General features: G+C 58.4%; 6 protein-coding genes and 1 pseudogene. All 7 read left to right on the top strand.

Annotation, left to right across the window (positions count from 1 at the left end; translation table 11 throughout):
- Nucleotides 1-24 precede the first annotated feature (24 nt).
- On the top strand, nucleotides 25-2,232 hold the full coding sequence (locus AC1DXS_RS08185; RefSeq protein ID WP_477737016.1) for an FG-GAP-like repeat-containing protein: 2,208 nt from the start codon (nucleotides 25-27) through the stop codon (nucleotides 2,230-2,232).
- Between the two features lie 58 nt (nucleotides 2,233-2,290).
- Nucleotides 2,291-5,041: an FG-GAP-like repeat-containing protein gene (locus AC1DXS_RS08190; RefSeq protein WP_477737017.1), complete on the top strand. Its 2,751-nt coding sequence runs from the start codon at nucleotides 2,291-2,293 to the stop codon at nucleotides 5,039-5,041.
- A gap of 26 nt (nucleotides 5,042-5,067) precedes the next feature.
- The gene (locus AC1DXS_RS08195; RefSeq protein ID WP_477737018.1) at nucleotides 5,068-7,797 is read left to right on the top strand and encodes an FG-GAP-like repeat-containing protein; all 2,730 of its coding nucleotides are present in this window, start codon (nucleotides 5,068-5,070) and stop codon (nucleotides 7,795-7,797) included.
- Between the two features lie 58 nt (nucleotides 7,798-7,855).
- The gene (locus AC1DXS_RS08200; protein ID WP_477737019.1) at nucleotides 7,856-10,654 is read left to right on the top strand and encodes an FG-GAP-like repeat-containing protein; all 2,799 of its coding nucleotides are present in this window, start codon (nucleotides 7,856-7,858) and stop codon (nucleotides 10,652-10,654) included.
- 44 nt (nucleotides 10,655-10,698) lie between these two features.
- Complete coding sequence (locus tag AC1DXS_RS08205) at nucleotides 10,699-13,365, top strand: FG-GAP-like repeat-containing protein (RefSeq protein ID WP_477737020.1); 2,667 nt, start codon at nucleotides 10,699-10,701, stop codon at nucleotides 13,363-13,365.
- Nucleotides 13,366-13,430: 65 nt separating this feature from the next.
- On the top strand, nucleotides 13,431-16,226 hold the full coding sequence (locus tag AC1DXS_RS08210) for a SpvB/TcaC N-terminal domain-containing protein (protein ID WP_477737021.1): 2,796 nt from the start codon (nucleotides 13,431-13,433) through the stop codon (nucleotides 16,224-16,226).
- Nucleotides 16,227-16,296: 70 nt separating this feature from the next.
- Nucleotides 16,297-17,937 (top strand): annotated as a pseudogene (locus AC1DXS_RS08215) (RHS repeat domain-containing protein); the annotation flags it as partial.

Here is a 17,937-nt window from a genome sequence, read left to right on the forward strand (position 1 = left end):
CAAGAATTAAAAAAGAGGGCGGGGATGGCGAAAACGAAATTTCGCAAGGCATTGCTGGGCGTGGCGCTCTGCTGGCTTGCCACGGCAATTTTCCCCGCGATGGCTCAGACCGCAACGGTCGCCGGCACTACGCCCGGCCAGTTTTCGGTCAATGAATCGGGCGCGGCCACCTATCGCATACCCATCCAGGTTCCGCCGGGTGTTGCCGGCATGGAGCCCAAGCTGGAACTGGCCTACAACAGCCAGGGTGGTAATGGCCTGCTGGGCATGGGCTGGAGTCTCGCCGGTTTGAGCGCCATCAGCCGCTGTCCCCGTACCATGGCCCAGGACGGTGTCAGGGGCGGCGTCAACTTCGACATGAATGATCGCTACTGCCTGGACGGGCAGCGGTTGATCCTGGTCAGTGGCACGTATGGCGTCGCGGGCAGTGAGTACCGCACCGAGCTGGACAGTTTCAGCCGGATCGTTGCCTCAGGAAGCGCCGGCAGCGGAGTCGCCTCGTTCATCGTCCAAACCAAGGCCGGGCTCACCACGGAATACGGCAACACGGCCGACTCGCGCATTGAAGCGCAAGGCAAGGCCACCGTCAGAGTCTGGGCCGTCAACAGGATCAGCGACGTCAAGACCAATTTTATGACGTTCAGCTACGCCGAGGACAACGCCAATGGAGATTTTTATCCCAGCCGGATTGATTACGCGGGGAACACCACCGCTGGCTTGGCACCGACTCAATCGGTGTTGTTCGATTACCAGGTAAGAACAGATATCGCGCCCCAATACCAAACGGGGAGTCTCATCAAATCCACGAAAAGAATGGCAGGTATCAAAACCTGGAAAGAGGGCGCTTCAGTCAAGGAGTATCGGCTTGCCTACCATGATCAAAGCCTCTTGACGAGCCGCTCTCGGATCAGCGCAGTGACCGAGTGTGATAGTGAGGGCAGATGCATGGCTTCTGTCCGTGGTGATTGGCAGGAAGCCATTGAGGGATTTCAGCAGGCGACAACCCAAGGGCTGACTCAGGGCGTGAGTTTGGGAGACCTCGGAACCTATCAGCCGATGGTTGCTGACGTCAATGGCGACGGCAAGGCTGACATCGTGGCGTTGTACGCGGGACCATTGAGCGGTGGCAGTGGACTTTGGGCTTTCACCTCATTGAGCCGTGGTGACGGAACGTACGAACCGGCGACAGCACAGGCCCTGGCGCAAGCGGTGGGCCTCGGAACGCTGGGAACTTACAAGCCGATGATTGCTGATGTTAACGGCGACGGCAGGGCGGATATCGTAGCCATCTATGCAGGACCGTTGAGCGGCACTAGTGGGCTCTGGGTGTACACGGCTTTGGGACGTGGTGACGGGACGTATGAGCCGGCTACGGCGCAGGGGCTGGCCCCGGGCGTGAGTTTGGGAGACCTCGGAACCTATCAGCCGACGGTTGCTGACATCAATGGCGACGGCAAGGCTGACATCGTGGCGTTGTACGCGGGACCATTGAGCGGTGGCAGCGGACTCTGGGCGTTCACCTCGTTGAGGCGAGAGAACGTTCCCGATCTTCTCACCGTCCTCACTGGTGGTGCAGGAGCGACCACCTCGATAAGCTACGAACCCCTCACGCAGGTCAAGGTTTATACAAAAGATACAGCTCCAAATGCAGCGATGTACCCGAAGCTGAACTTGCAGTATGCGCAATATGTGGTGAGTACGGTCGCGGGGAGCAACGGCATCGGTGGAGCAATCACCACGCAATACAGCTATGGCGGCCTGAAAGCTGAACTTGGCACGGGTCGTGGCATGCTGGGCTTCCGTTGGATGAAATCCAAGAACCTTGCCAACAACATCGAAAGCTACACCGAGTTCAATCAGCACTGGCCTTTCACTGGAAGTGTCCTGAAAGGCGAAACAAGGCTGACCGGCTCAGGTAACGTAGGCGTTCTCAAGCGCACCACTAACACTTATGCGCAAGGCACGGGCTCGACCGTGGGCACAACCTTTGTGTACCCCAGTCAAAGCATCGAAGAAAGCTGGGACCTTGATGGTGCCCTGTATCCCACGATCACCAATACCTATCAATATAGTCAGAACCCGCAATACGGCGATCCCACGCAGATCAGTGTGAGCAACAGTGGCGGCGCAGGCAAGACCACCGCCAACGAGTACTGGACCGCGAACACCGGCGGCGGGAACTGGATTCTGGGCCGGCTCAAAAAAGCCACAGTGACCAGCGTGACGCCGTAGCGTGCGTCAGATAAAGTCAGTAAGTAGCAAAGCGAGAACTAAAAAAAGAGGCCAGGGGATGGAAAGAGAATTTCGCAATACGTTGTTGGGCGTGGCGCTGTGCGGGCTTGCCGCGATAGCCGCCATCCCCGCCATGGCCCAATCCACAACAGTGGCCGGCACCATGCCCGGGCAGTTCTCCGTCAACGAGAGCGGTGCCGCGACTTACCGAATCCCCATCCAGGTTCCACCGGGCGTTGCCGGTATGGAGCCCAAGCTTGAACTGACTTACAACAGCCAGGGCGGCAATGGCCTGCTCGGCGTGGGCTGGAGCCTCAGTGGCCTGAGCGCCATCGGCCGCTGCCCCAGAACCCTGGCCCAGGACGGTGCCAGAGGAAGCGTCAACTTCGACATGAACGACCGCTACTGCCTAGACGGCCAGCGCTTGATCCTGGTCAGCGGCACGTATGGCGCAGCCGGCAGTGAATACCGCACCGAACTCGACAGCTTCAGCAGAATTATTGCTTCCGGAACCGCCGGCAACGGTGTGGCGTCATTCACGGTGCAGACCAAGGCCGGCCTGACCCTGGAGTATGGCAACACGGCCGACTCGCGGATTGAAGCGCAAGGCAAGCCTACCGTCAGGGCCTGGGCCATCAACAAAATCAGTGACGTCAAAACCAACTTCATGACGTTCAGCTACACCGAAGACAGTGTCAATGGGGACTTCTATCCCAGCCGCATTGATTACTCGGGGAATGCCGCTACTGGCCAGGTCGCGGGTAATTCGGTTCAGTTTGTTTATGAGGCACGACCCGACATAGTAAGCGGCGTCCGGGGATACAGCGTCTATAAATCTACGCAGCGCCTGATTGCCGTTAAAGCTTATAGCGGCTTGGCTGTGATCAAGGACTACCGTCTTGCCTACCAGCCAAGCCCTTCAACAAGCCGTACCAGGCTGGTGTCCATAAAGGAGTGCGATGGGCAAGCCTCCCCGGTCTGTCTGGTACCGCTGGACTTGACATGGAGCAACTCAGTCAATGGAGAAATTTTTACCAACTGGAATGACGGGAGCAGCCTGACCGGTGCGGTCGACAGCTACACCCATGAACTGGTGGATTTGAACGGCGATGGTTTGCCCGATCTGATTCAAATAGCACGCGGCTCTGCAAACGGCTGGATCAGCATCAATCCAGGTAACGGCAGTTTTCAAACCTGGACCTACGCCACCAATTTGACCGGTGCCGCCGACAGCTATGTTCATTATTTTGTAGATGTGAATGGCGATGGCTTGCCCGATCTGGTTCAAGTGTCCCGCAATACCACCGGTATTTGGGTCAGCATCAATCCAGGCAATGGGAATTTCCAGACTTGGACGCATTCAAGCGGTCTGGCCGACTCGGCCGCCAACTTCAACTCTTATTTTGTGGACGTGAACGGCGACGGCATCGCTGATTTTGTGCACACTTCACGCACCGGCAATGTGCTGGCTATCAGTATTAATCCGGGCAATGGAAATTTCCAGGCGTGGACCCAAATCAACGGCCTGACCGGTGCCGCCAACGACTATGACTCTTACCTGGTTGACGTGAATGGTGATGGACTGGTAGACCTCGTCCATATGTCCCGCAACACCAATTCGGGATACGTCAGCATCAACCCGGGAAGCGGCTATTTCAGTTCCTGGACACACCTGACCAGTTTGACCGGCCCCGCCAACGCCTACACCTCAAATTTTGTGGATGTCAATGGCGACGGCCTGTTGGATCTGGTTCAGATGTCTCGCACGACCAATGCGCTGTACATCAGCATCAATGGCGGTGACGGCAACTTTCAGGCATGGAGCCACTACTCCGGGTTAACCGGCCCGGCCAATGATTACGAGACTCAATTCATTGACGTCAATGGAGACGGGCTGGTAGACCTTGTCCATACGGCCCACAACACCAACATGGGGTATATCAGCCTCAATCCCGGGAACGGCTATTTCAATGAATGGATTTATTCAAGTGTTCTACCTGGTGCGGGAAATTTTTATACACATCATGTGATTGATATCAATGGCGATGGATTGCCCGACTTGTTCCAAATGGCACGGGGATACAACGCGGCATGGATTAGCCGTACCTCCGGAATGATTGCCGACCTTTTATCCGCGACCACTCGAACTCCGGGCCCGGTGACGTCGATTGGGTACCAGCCGCTGACGCAAAACACTGTCTACACCAAAGACATCTCTCCAAATGCCGCTGCTTATCCCAAAGTAGATCTGATTTACCCTCAATACGTGGTGAGCACGGTCGCCAGTAGCAATGGCATTGGCGGCGCAACGACGACGCAATACAACTACGGCGGGTTAAAGGCGGAGCAGGGAACGGGCCGCGGCATGCTGGGCTTCCGGTGGATGAAGTCCAGGAACCTGGCCAACAACATCGAAAGCTACACCGAGTTCAACCAGACCTGGCCATTGACGGGAAGCGTGGCCAAGAGCGAAACGCGCCTGGCAGGCTCGGGCAACGCAGGCGTTCTTAAACGCACGACCAACAGCTATGCTCAGGGCACAGGTTCGGCCACAGGTACCACCTTTGTCTACCCCAGCCAGAGCATCGAAGAGAGCTGGGACCTGGGCGGCAGCCCATACCCCACGGTCACTAATAGCTACCAGTACGGCCAGAGCCCGCAATATGGCGACCCGACCCAGATCGGGGTGAACAACAGCGTCGGCGCGGGCAAGACCACGGTCAACGAATACTGGCCCGCCAACACCGGCAGCGGCAACTGGATACTGGGGCGGCTCAAAAAGGCCACTGTCACCAGCGTCGTGCCGTAAGACACTAAATCAAAAGAGGGCAGGGGATGCAAAGAGAATTTCGTGATACGTTGCTGGGAGTGGTGCTGTGCGGGCTTGGTGCGATGACTGCCGTCCCTGCCTTGGCTCAGACCTCCACAGTGGCCGGCACCATGCCCGGGCAGTTCGCGGTCAATGAATCAGGTGCCGCGACCTACCGAATCCCCATCCAGGTTCCACCGGGCGTCGCCGGTATGGAGCCCAAACTCGAACTGGGCTACAACAGCCAGGGCGGTAACGGCCTGCTTGGCGTGGGCTGGAACCTCGGTGGTTTGAGCGCCATAGGCCGCTGCGCGAGGACCATGGCCCAGGATGGTGTCAGGGGTAGCGTCAACCTTGACATGAACGACCGCTACTGCATGGACGGCCAGCGGTTGATCCTGGTGAGTGGCAGCTACGGCGTCGCCGGCAGTGAATACCGCACTGAACTCGACAGCTTCAGCAAGATCGTCGCATCAGGGGCCGCCGGCAATGGCGTGGCCTCCTTCACGGTGCAGACCAAGGCCGGCCTGACCCTGGAGTATGGCAACACGGCCGATTCGCGGATTGAAGCGCAGGGCAAGGCCACGGTACGGGCCTGGGCCGTCAACAAAATCAGCGACGTCAAGACCAACTTCATGACGTTCAGCTATACCGAGGACAACGCCAACGGGGATTTTTATCCCAGCCGCATTGACTACTCGGGGAATGCAGTTGCTGGTCAGGCCGCGGGTAATTCTGTTCAGTTTGGCTACGAGACAAGGCCGGACATTGTGCGAATGTATTTGGGAGGAAGTGTCATCGCCTCCCAAAAACGACTGGTCAGTGCGCGGACGTATGCCGGTGCAACTCTTGCCGCCAACTATCGCGTGAATTACGGATCGCCGAGCGCTGCTACCTCGCGATCATTGGCCTCCTCGATTGACTATTGCGACGGAAGCGGGGCCTGTTTTGTTGCCAAAAATTTTGCCTGGTCAGATGGTGGACGAGGGCTGAACAACCTACTCAGTGCAACACAGACCGTAGCTGGCAACAATATCAAAGATTATTACGACGTCTATCCCGGGGACTACAACGGCGATGGCATCACCGACATGTACTACGTCGGAGCGGTCAACAGTTTATTCTGCCCGGGCCCATCTGTTGCCGGAGCCAATAGCCTCAGCAATTGTGTTCAGACTGTGGCCAACAATAATTGGAAAGATCAATTCAGAATCTATACGGGAGATTACAACGGTGATGGCATCACAGATCTTTATTTGATTGGAGACGCTGGGACTGGAAGTTATTTTTGTGCAGGCCCGGCGATTACCACAAGCCCTGTTTGCGTCCAGACGGTCGTTGGCAACAACATCAAGGATTACTACGGCGTTTATCCCGGGGACTACAACGGTGATGGCATCACCGACATGTATCTCATCGGAACAGCTTATGCTTTGCTTTGCCCAGGGCCAGCAATTTCTCAAGCGAATATGCTCGGCAATTGTGTGCAGATGCCGACAGGTAATTGGAAAGATAACTACAACATTTACCCTGGCGATTACAACGGGGACGGCATTACCGATCTCTATTTGGTCGGGGCCGGTGGAAGCCATTTTTGTACAGGCACATGGATTACCTGCACCCAAACCGTAACTAATAACAATCTCAAGGACTACTACAACGTTTACCCGGGGGACTATAACGGTGACGGCATAACCGACCTGTACTACGTGGGGGCGGTCAACAGTCTATTTTGTCCAGGACCAGCTGTTGCTGAAGCCAACAGTCTCAGCAACTGTGTTCAGACTGTGGCAAACAATAACTGGAAGGACTCTTTTCATATTTACCCGGGTGACTACAACGGGGATGGCATGACGGATCTTTATTTGGTGGGAAACGCTGGAACAGGAAGCTATTTTTGCTCGGGTACCAACCTGACCACTGACAACCCCAATATGTGTTTTCAGACCGTGGTGAATAACGACTGGAAAGGGACGTTCAATATTTACCCTGGTGACTACAACGGGGATGGCGTGACCGACCTGTATCTCGTCGGATCGGCAAGCAGCCACTTTGCTTCTGGTGGTAATGGCCGGCCGGATCTGCTGAGCAGCGTGTCGCAGGGCATGGTTCTGGATATGAAAATTGAAAATACCCCTCTGACCAATTCATCTGTTTATGCCAAAGATGGGGGCTCTTTGTACCCGCGGGTCGATTTGCAATTCCCGATGTATGTGGTGAGTGGCGTTACCAGCAGCAACGGCATAGGCGGAACCACAACCACGCAATACAACTACGGCGGGTTAAAGGCGGAGCAGGGAACAGGCCGCGGCATGCTGGGCTTTCGCTGGATGAAGTCCAGGAACCTGGCCAACAACATCGAAAGCTACACCGAGTTCAACCAGAACTGGCCCTTGACGGGAAGCGTGGCCAAGAGCGAAACAAGGTTGGCCGGCGCGGGCAACGCCGGTGTGCTCAAGCGTACAACCAACAGCTTTGCCCAAGGCGCAGGGTCGGCTGCGGGTACTACCTTTGTTTATCCCAACCAAAGTGTTGAAGAAAGCTGGGACCTGGGCGGCACTGCATACCCCACCGTGACCAATGCCTACCAATATGGCCAGAGCCCGCAGTACGGCGACCCGACTCAGATCAGCGTGACCAACAACGCTGGCGGGAGCAAGACCACCTTGAATGAATATTGGCCGGTCAACACCGCGGGCGGAAACTGGATCTTGGGCCGACTCAAAAAAGCAACGGCCAGCAGCGTGACGCCGTAGCTTTGATCAGATACAGTCGACGGCGAGTAAAAGCAAGAAATTAAAAACGAGGGCAGGGATGTACGCCAGACACAGCAAGGTATTGCGTTGCGCGGCTCTGTGGCTGCTGGGCGCCGGATTGGGCTTGGCCCAGGCCCAGACCACCACGGTCGCGGGCGTCACGCCCGGCCAGTTCTCGGTCAACGAATCAGGCGCGGCCACTTACCGGATTCCGATCCAGGTTCCGCCCGGCGTTGCTGGCATGGAGCCCAAGCTTGAACTGGCCTACAACAGCCAGGGCGGCAACGGTCTGTTGGGCATGGGCTGGAGTTTGAGCGGGCTTAGCGCTATCACCCGCTGCGCACGAACCCTGGCCCAGGATAACTTCAGAGGCAGCGTCAACTTTGACATGAATGATCGCTACTGCCTGGACGGCCAACGGCTAATCCTGGTCAGCGGCAGCTACGGTGTTGCCGGCAGTGAATACCGCACTGAACTCGACGGCTTCAGCAAGATCGTCGCATCAGGGGCCGCCGGCAACGGTGTGGCCTCGTTCACGGTGCAGACCAAGGCCGGTCTCACGATGGAGTACGGCAACACGGCTGACTCCAGAATTGAAGCGCAAGGCAAGCCCACCGTACGCGTCTGGGCCATCAACAGGATCAGCGACGTCAAGACCAACTTCATGACGTTCAGCTATAGCGAAGAAAATGTCATTGGCAATTACACGCCGAACCGTATCGACTACGGCGGCAACGCGGCAATGGGCGTGGCAAGCACCCAGTCCGTGCAACTGAGCTATGAGCCCCGACTGGACGTGGAAACTGGCTACCAGGCGGGCTCGGTGATCAAGGTCAACAAGCGCCTGACCAACTTGAAGATGTTCAACGGAGCATCGCTGGTCAAGGACTACCGCCTGGCGTATATGGCGCAGTCGGTGGCACCCACCAAGAGCATGCTCGCATCCGTTTCCGAATGCACGGCAACCCAGTGCCTGCCGCCTTTGACGCTGCAGAACACCAACTTCAGAGAGCCGGTTTTCAGCGCGTATTCCCAGGCACTGGGTGACGGGATCGGCGATGCCCGCGGCCTCATGACCGGTGACGTCAACGGCGACGGCAAGACCGACCTGCTTTATTGGCTCAACGGCGGGCCGGGCATCGGCCTGAGCGTGCGAACCAAGATGTCCAACGGCGATGGCACATTCACCGGCTATGTTCAGCAGCTGGGGGACACGATTTTTGACACCTACGGCGTCCTCAGTGGGGACGTCAACGGCGACGGCGAGACCGACCTGATTTACTGGTACCACGGCGGCCCCGGCGTTGGCCTGACCGTGAGGACCAAGATGTCCAATGGCGACGGCACCTTTACAGCGTATGAACAAGTGCTTGGGGACGGTGTGGGCGGTACCTATGGCATCACCACAGGTGACGTCAACGGCGATGGCAAGACCGACCTGATCTACTGGTTTGACGGCGGTCCTGGTATTGGCCTGACTGTGCGGGTCAAGATGTCCAATGGCGACGGCACATTTACCGGTTACCAGCAGCAGCTGGGGGACGGTGTGGGCGGCACCTATGGCATCACCACGGGCGACGTCAACGGCGATGGCAAGACCGATCTGATCTACTGGTTTGATGCGGGCCCTGGCTACGGCTTGACGATAAGGACCAAGATGTCCAATGGTGACGGCACGTTTACCGGGTATCAGCAAGTGCAAGGCGATGGTGTGGGTGGCACCTACGGCATCACGACGGGTGACATCAATGGCGACGGCAAAACCGACCTGATTTACTGGCTCAATGGTGGTCCGGGCGTAGGCCTGAACGTTCGGGTCAAGATGTCAAATGGTGACGGCACATTCAGTGCTTACTCACAGCAACTGGGCGATACGGTGATGGAGACATTCGGCATTACCGCGGCCGATGTCAACGGCGATGGCAAGAGTGACCTCATTTACTGGTTCGATGCGGGTCCGGGTATTGGCCTCACGGTAAGAAGCAAAATATCCAATGGCGATGGCACCTTCACTGGCTATGAACAAGTCATGGGCGACGGTGTCGGTGGCTATGGTATTTCCACCGGCGACGTCAACGGCGACGGTAAAACGGATTTGATTTACTGGCTCAATGGCGGGCCGGGCATCGGATTGACCGTGAGAACCAAGATGCCGTCCACGTCGGCGACAGGCGTGTTGACCGGTGTCACCGACAGTGTGGGTAAAAATACCACTTGGACTTATGGCCTCTTGACGAACAGCGCCGTTTACACCAGAGACACGGCACCCAACGCCGCGGCGTATCCGAAGCTGGACCTGCAGTACGCGCAGTACGTGGTGAGCACGGTCGCGGGCAGTAACGGCATTGGCGGCACAAGCACCACCCAATACAGCTACGGCGGCTTGAAGGCCGAGCTCGGCACGGGCCGGGGCATGCTTGGTTTCAGGTGGATGAAGTCAAAGAGCCTCGCGAACAACATCGAAAGCTACACCGAGTTCAACCAGAACTGGCCGTTTACGGGCAGCGTCGCCAAGAGCGAAACCCGCCTGGCCGGCTCGGGCAATGCCGGCGTCTTGAAGCGCACCACCAACAGCTACGCTCAGGGCACAGGCTCGGCCACCGGTACGACCTTTGTCTACCCCAGCCAGAGCATCGAAGAAAGCTGGGACCTGGGTGGCAGCCAATACCCCACGGTCACCAACAGCTACCAGTATGGCCAGAGCCCGCAGTACGGCGACCCGACCCAGATCAGCGTGAGCAACAGCGCGGGCGCGGGCAAGACCACCGTCAACGAATACTGGCCGGCCAATATTGGCAGCGGCAACTGGATACTGGGCCGGCTCAAGAAAGCCACTGTGACCAGCGTTAGTCCATAACAAGAACGGCGGCAGTCAAACAAAGAAGCAAAAAGAGGGCAGGGATGCAGCAAACAAAATTCCGCAATACATTGCTGGGCGCCACACTGTGCTGGTCAGGTGCGCTGGCGTTTATCCCCGCGATGGCCCAGACCATCACTGTCGCGGGCACCGTGCCCGGACAGTTCGCGGTCAACGAATCCGGCGCCGCCACTTATCGGATTCCCATCCAGGTTTCGCCTGGTGTTGCAGGCATGGAGCCCAAACTTGAATTGAGCTACAACAGCCAGGGCGGCAACGGCCTGCTGGGCACGGGCTGGAGCCTCGGTGGCTTGAGCGCTATCGGCCGCTGTCCCAAAACCGTGGCGCAGGACGGCGTCAAGGGCAGCGTGAACTTCAGCATGAATGACCGCTACTGCATGGACGGGCAGAGGCTGATTCTGATATCCGGCACCTACGGAGCAGCTGGCAGCGAATACAGAACCGAGCTGGACAGCTTCAGCCGGATCATCGCCTCGGGAACTGCAGGCAACGGCGTGGCCTCCTTCACGGTACAGACCAAGGCCGGGCTGACGATGGAATACGGCAACACGGCCGACTCCAGGATTGAGGCTCAGGGCAAGCCTACCGTCAGGGTCTGGGCCGTCAACAAAATCAGCGACGTCAAGACCAACTTCATGACGTTTAGCTACGTTGAAGACAGCGCCAATGGGGACTTCTATCCAAATCGGATCGATTACTCGGGCAATGCGGCCGCTGGTCAGGCGGCAAGCAATTCTGTCCGGTTTGTTTATGAGTCGCGGCCGGACGTAGTTCCGTTGTATGCCGCGGGAAGCCTCGTGAAAAACCAGGTGCGCCTCAAAACACTGGGTGCCTACCAGGGCAATAATCTAAGTGCCGCCTATGAAATTTCCTACGCGACTGCTGCTGGGACGGTCCGCCCCAAGGTCGCTGCCATCAAAAAGTGCGACGGTGCATCCACGTGTTTCGCACCCCTGCAGTTTGCCTATGCCTTGCCGCAAACCACGTGGGAAGAAGCGCCTGCGTTGAATCTTCCCTATCCCACCTGGTCACGCGGCCTCGACAATGAGGGAATGCAGTTCGTCGACGTGAACGGCGATGGAATGGTCGATATTGTTCGCAACCTCTGGGTCGACGGCACGATTTACAAAAATGCCTGGCTCAATACCGGAGCCGGTTGGCAAGAGGCTCCGCAGTACGAGCCGCCTTATCCGATTTATTCGCGCGGGTATGACAACGAAGGAATCCAGTTTGTTGACGTCAATGGAGACGGCCTGGTCGACATCGTCCGCCATATTTTTGCCTATGGGAATAGTTACAAAGGTGCCTGGCTCAATACGGGAAATGGGTGGCAGTCGGCGCCGCAGTATGCGCCTCCCTATCCCATCTATTCGCGGGGGCTCGACAACGAGGGAATGCAATTTGTCGATGTCAACGGTGACGGCCTGGTGGATATCGTGCGGTACCTGCAGGTTGGTGGAGACATATATAGAACGGCGTGGTTGAACACGGGCAATGGCTGGCAGGAGGCGCCGCAGTACGCACCTCCCTATCCGTTATGGAGCCGGGGTGGAGACAACGAAGGCATCCAGTTTGTCGACATCAACGGCGATGGCTTGGTGGATATGGTGCGTCACCTGTTTGTAAACGGGGTAAGCCACAAAACCGCCTGGCTCAATACCGGAGATGGCTGGCTGGAGGCGCCGCAGTTCGCGCCGCCCTATCCGATTTATTCGCGCGGCCTTGACAACGAGGGCATGCAGTTTGTCGACGTCAACGGCGACGGGCTGGTGGATATTGTCCGGTACCTTGTCGCCAATGGGGTGTCGTACAAGACCGCCTGGCTCAACACGGGGAGCGGCTGGCTTGAAGCGCCCCAGTTTGCACCTCCGTATCCGCTCTGGTCGCGCGGGCTGGACGGTGAAGGCATGCAGATCATTGATATCGATGGTGATGGCATTGCCGACTACCCAAGGTATCTTTTTGCCAACGGTACTGCGTATCGCTCGGTCTGGAAGAGGCCTGAAAGCAGCTTTGCCTTGACGTCTATCTCCGACGGTTTTTCTACAACAGCTGTGAGGTACAAGCCTGCGAGTAAAACAGGCGTCAATACACCTGACACCGCAAGCCCGGGAGCCTCCACTTTCAACATCAAGGCATTTGGATATCTTGTTACCGAGGTTGACCAAAGCAACGGCATAGGCGGCGTCATCACCACGCAGTACAGCTACGGTGGCTTGAAAGCTGAGCTCGGCACGGGCCGGGGCATGTTGGGCTTCCGGTGGATGAAGTCAAAGAACCTGGCAAACAACGTCGAAAGCTACACGGAGTTCAATCAGAACTGGCCCTTGACGGGAAGTGTCGCCAAAAGCGAAACGAGGCTGGCCGGTTCGGGCAACGCAGGTGTGCTTAAACGTACAACCAACAGCTACGCCCAAGGTGCAGGGTCTGCTGCGGGTATTACCTTTGTTTATCCCAACCAAAGTGTTGAGGAAAGCTGGGACCTGGGCGGTGCTTCATACCCCATCGTGACCAACGTCTACCAGTATGGCCAGAGTCCGCAATACGGTGACCCGACGCAGATCAGTGTGACCAACAACGCAGGCGGGAGCAAGAGCACCGTGAATGAATATTGGCCGGTCAACACCGCAAGCGGTAACTGGATACTGGGGCGGCTCAAAAAAGCCACCGTGACCAGTGTGACGCCGTAACCGTGATCGGATACAGTCGACGGCAAGTAAAAAAAGCTAAGAGCCAATCAAAACGAGGGTGGGAAATGCACGCTAGACACGGCAAAGTATTGCGCTGCGCGACTCTGTGGTTGCTGGGCGCTGGGCTTACTTTGGCTCAGGCCCAGACCACCATGGTCGCGGGCAACATGACCGGCCAGTTTTCGGTCAATGAATCGGGCGCGGCTACTTACCGGATTCCCATCCAGGTCCCCCCCGGGGTCGCCGGTATGGAACCCAAGCTTGAACTCAGTTACAACAGCCAGGGCGGCAATGGCTTGCTGGGCGTGGGCTGGAGTTTGGGTGGTTTGAGCGCCGTCACACGTTGTCCCAAGATCATGGCCACCGAGGGATCGCGCGCCGGCATTCAGCTTGACGCGACCGATCACTTTTGCCTGGATGGGGCCAAGCTGATTCTGGCTGAGGGCAGTTATGGTGCCGCCGCTAGCGTATACCGCACGGAGCTCGACAGCTTTGCGCTGGTGACCGCTTTGGGCGGAGACAACTCGAGTTCCGCGTCTTACACCGGGCCATTGAGCTTCAAGGTTCAGACCAAGGCCGGACTGACCCTGGAGTTCGGCACCACGGCCGACTCCCGAATCGAAGCGCAAGGAAAGAACGCCGTCTTGACCTGGGCTCTCAGCAAAATCACGGACGTCAAAGGCAACACGCTCACGGTGGTCTACAACGAAGACAATGCCACCGGCTCTTTCGAGCCCACGAGCATTATTTATGCCGGCGGTGCCGCGTCCGTCGTATTCAGCTATGAGGCGCGTACCGACATCCAGCCCCGTTATGTGCAGCGCAGCGTAGTTCGTCTAGACAAGCGGCTCAAAAGCATCAAGACCTATCTCAACAGCACGCTGGTGAAAGACTACCAGATGACTTTTGAGTCCAGCGCTTCCACAAACCGTTCGAGGCTGGCTTCAGTCAAGGAATGTGCGGGTGCCGGTGGGTGCCTGGCGCCTCACAGCTTTGCCTATAACGACATCACCACCGATCCCTGGAACTGGAATTGGTCCGCCCATGGCGCCCAGTCTGATGGGTGGGCATTTGCCGACCTGTTTGGGGATGGGCGCAAGGTCTTCTGGACGCACCAGGGCGGGATGCACTATGCCACCGCATTCAAACCCGACGCCACGGTACAGAACTGGGCGTGGTCGGGAGGGCATGGCAATGGTGCCGATGGCTGGGAAATGGCCGATCTGTTCGGCGACGGCCGGCAGGTCTTCTGGACCCACAGCGGAGGCCAGCATTACGCGACTCGCCTTAACGCGGATGGTACCTCGCAGAGCTGGACCTGGTCCGGGCATGGCGTCAGCAGTGACGGCTGGAAGCTGGTTGACCTGTTTGGCGACGGCCGAAAAGTGTATTGGACCCACAGCGGCAGCCAGCACTATGCGACGCGCCTCAATCCGGACGGAACCGCGCAGCACTGGACCTGGACCGGCTTCGGTGTCGGCGAGCGTTGGCAATTTGCCGATGTCTTCGGCGACGGCCGGCAGGTGTACTGGACGCACAGCGGTGTCACCCATATGTTTACCCGCCTCAACCAGGATGGAACATCGGAAAACTGGGAGCGCTCCGGCCAAGGCGCCCAACCTGACGGATGGCAGTTGGCGGACCTGTTTGGCGACGGGCGGCAGGTGTACTGGACGCACAGGGGTGGCATTCATGCCGCCACCGCGCTGACCATGGATCGCGCAACGCAAGCTGTGACCACCCAGAACTGGGAGTGGTCGGGCGGCCATGGCGTTCACCCTGACGGATGGCAGCTGGCGGACCTGTTTGGCGACGGCCGGCAGGTGTACTGGACGCGCAGCGGCGGCACCCACATGGGGACGCGCCTGAACCCGGATGGAACAAGCCAGAGCTGGACGTGGTCTGGCGGGCACGGCACGGGCAGCGACGGGTGGCAGCTGGTTGACCTGTTCGGCGACGGCCGCAAGGTCTACTGGACGCGCAGCGGCAACAACCATTACGCCACGCGCCTGAATGCGGATGGAACCTTGCAAAACTGGAGCTGGTTTGCCTTCAGCACGCTTGACCGGTGGCAGATGGTCGATGTGTTCGGTGACGGCCGCCAGGTGTACTGGGCCCACAGCGGCGGGAACCATTATGTGTCCCAGTTTGCGCACGGTCCCTCTGACAACGTCAAAACCGTCAGCGTGGGGTCAAACCTCATGCAGCAAGTCACTCACAAGACCCTGCTGGCGGCATCCATGAACTCCGGTTACATCAAGGACACCGGTGCCAGCGCCTCGGCCTATCCGAAGGTGGATCTCCAGTTCCCGATGTATATCGTCTCTTCTGTGGATGGCAGCAACGGCATAGGCGGCACAACGACCACGCAATACAGCTACGGTGGCCTCAAGGCAGAGCAGGGTACAGGCCGGGGCATGCTGGGTTTCCGCTGGATGAAGTCAAAGAGCCTTTCGAACAACATCGAGAGCTATACCGAGTTCAATCAGAGCTGGCCTTTCACGGGCAGCGTGGCCAGGAGCGAGACACGCCTGGCCGGCTCGGGCAACGAGGGCGTGCTCAAACGCACCACCAATACCTATGCGCAGAGTACAGGTTCAGCCACGGGCACGACCTTTGTCTACCCCAGCCAGAGCGTGGAAGAAAGCTGGGACCTGGGTGGCACTCCATACCCCACGGTCACCAACACCTACCAGTACGGCCAGAGCCCGCAGTATGGTGACCCGACACAGATCAGCGTGACAAACAGCGCAGGCGCGGGCAAAACCACCGTCAACGAATACTGGCCCGCCAACACCGGCAGCGGCAACTGGATACTGGGCCGGCTCAAGAAGGCGACCGTCACCAGCACCGCGCCGTAAGCGCAAGCCAGGCAATACAAGTAGCAAGCAGAAGCAATAAGCCAACAAGCAAATCAAGAGGGCAGGGACCATGAATCACCAAATCCACAGGATCCATAAAAGCTTTGCAGCCATCACCTTGCTGGCCGCGCTAGCCTGGGGCCAGACGACCTGGGCCGACACCAAGGTGCGCGCCAGCAGTTTTGAATACGACGCCACTGGCCTGCTCACTAAGGAAGTGGTCGAACCCGACAGCCCCAATGACTGCTTGCAGACCAGCTACAGCTACGACACCTTCGGCAACAAGACCGGTGTCACCACGTCGGCCTGTGCCGGTGCAACAGGTTATGCGATCTCCAGCGCGACAACGCCCCGCACCACCACCAGCAACTTCGGCACTGATGGCCGCTTTCCCTTAAGCACCAGCAATGTCCTGGGCCAAAGCGAAACCAAGGCTTACGACGCCCGTTTCGGCGCTACCTCAAGCCTGACCGGCCCCAACAGCCTGGCCACCCAGTGGGAATACGACGGCTTTGGCCGTAAATCCAAGGAAACCCGCGCCGACGGCACCTACACCACCTGGGCCTACAAGCTGTGCACCGACGCCGGCATCAGCTGCCCCGGCCCCATAGGCGGTGCCACGATTGTTTGGGTCGCCATCGAGCAAAGCTACGCCGCCAATGCGGCTGTGAGCGCCCCCGAGAAGCGTTCCTACTATGACACCCTGAACCGCATCGTACGCAGCCAGACGGCCGGCTTTGACGGCGCAGGCACTGCCCCCACCCTGGTGCAAGACACCGAATACGACGCCCTGGGCCGAGTCTCCCGCAAATCCAACCTCTACAAACTCACAGGCGGCACCGCCTACTGGGCGACTTACACCTACGACGCGCTGGGCCGCGTCACCCGGGAAGAATCGCCAGACCCGGATGCCACAGGCGGCTTAGCCGTCACCACCATCAGCTATAGCGGCCTCGTCACGGTCACCACCAACAGCAAGGGCCAGACCAAGACCACCACCAAGAACGCCCAGGGCCAGGTCGCCCAGGTCACCGACACCCAGGGCAATATCCTCACCTACACCTACGACGCCCTGGGCCAGCTGCTGCAGACCAATGCAGCAGGCTCCATCACCACGATGGCCTACAACCAGCGCGGGCAAAAGACCAGCATGGCCGACCCTGCCATGGGTGCCTGGGAGTACCGCTACAACGTCTTTGGCGAACTCGTCTGGCAACGCGACAGTCTGGGCCAAAGCGTCACCATGGTGTATGACAGCCTGGGCCGCATGACCCAGCGCACCGAGCCCGATTTGGTGAGCCAGTGGAGCTATGACACCAAGTTCGACGGCACCGCCTGCGGCAAGGGCGTTGGCAAACTCTGCGAAGCCAAGGCCGACAACGGCTACAAGCGCGTGCACACCTATGACAGCCTGGGCCGCGCAAGCAGCACTTCCACCGTGCTGGACAACCCCAGCACCCCGGCCGTCGTCAGCGTTGTTTATGACACCAATACCGGCCGCATGGCCAGCAAAACCTGGCCCACTGGCTACCAGGCCAGCTATGTCTACAGCGCCACGGGTTATTTAAAGCAGGTCAACGGCGGTGGCACCGGCGGTTTTACCCAGACCGTCAGCTACGAAGTTCTGGCCATGGATGCCCAGGGCCACATCACCCAGTACAAACAGGGCAACCAGGTCACCACCGTCAAGGCCTACAACGAGGCCACCGGC

Source organism: Polaromonas sp. P3_B1, from assembly GCF_056402935.1.

Excerpts from the sequence above, each read along its gene's own strand:
- AC1DXS_RS08205 (WP_477737020.1), top strand. The coding sequence starts at position 10,699 with ATGCAGCAAACAAAATTCCGCAATACATTGCTGGGCGCCACACTGTGC.
- AC1DXS_RS08190 (WP_477737017.1), top strand. The coding sequence starts at position 2,291 with ATGGAAAGAGAATTTCGCAATACGTTGTTGGGCGTGGCGCTGTGCGGG.
- AC1DXS_RS08200 (WP_477737019.1), top strand. The coding sequence starts at position 7,856 with ATGTACGCCAGACACAGCAAGGTATTGCGTTGCGCGGCTCTGTGGCTG.
- AC1DXS_RS08210 (WP_477737021.1), top strand. The coding sequence starts at position 13,431 with ATGCACGCTAGACACGGCAAAGTATTGCGCTGCGCGACTCTGTGGTTG.
- AC1DXS_RS08195 (WP_477737018.1), top strand. The coding sequence starts at position 5,068 with ATGCAAAGAGAATTTCGTGATACGTTGCTGGGAGTGGTGCTGTGCGGG.
- AC1DXS_RS08185 (WP_477737016.1), top strand. The coding sequence starts at position 25 with ATGGCGAAAACGAAATTTCGCAAGGCATTGCTGGGCGTGGCGCTCTGC.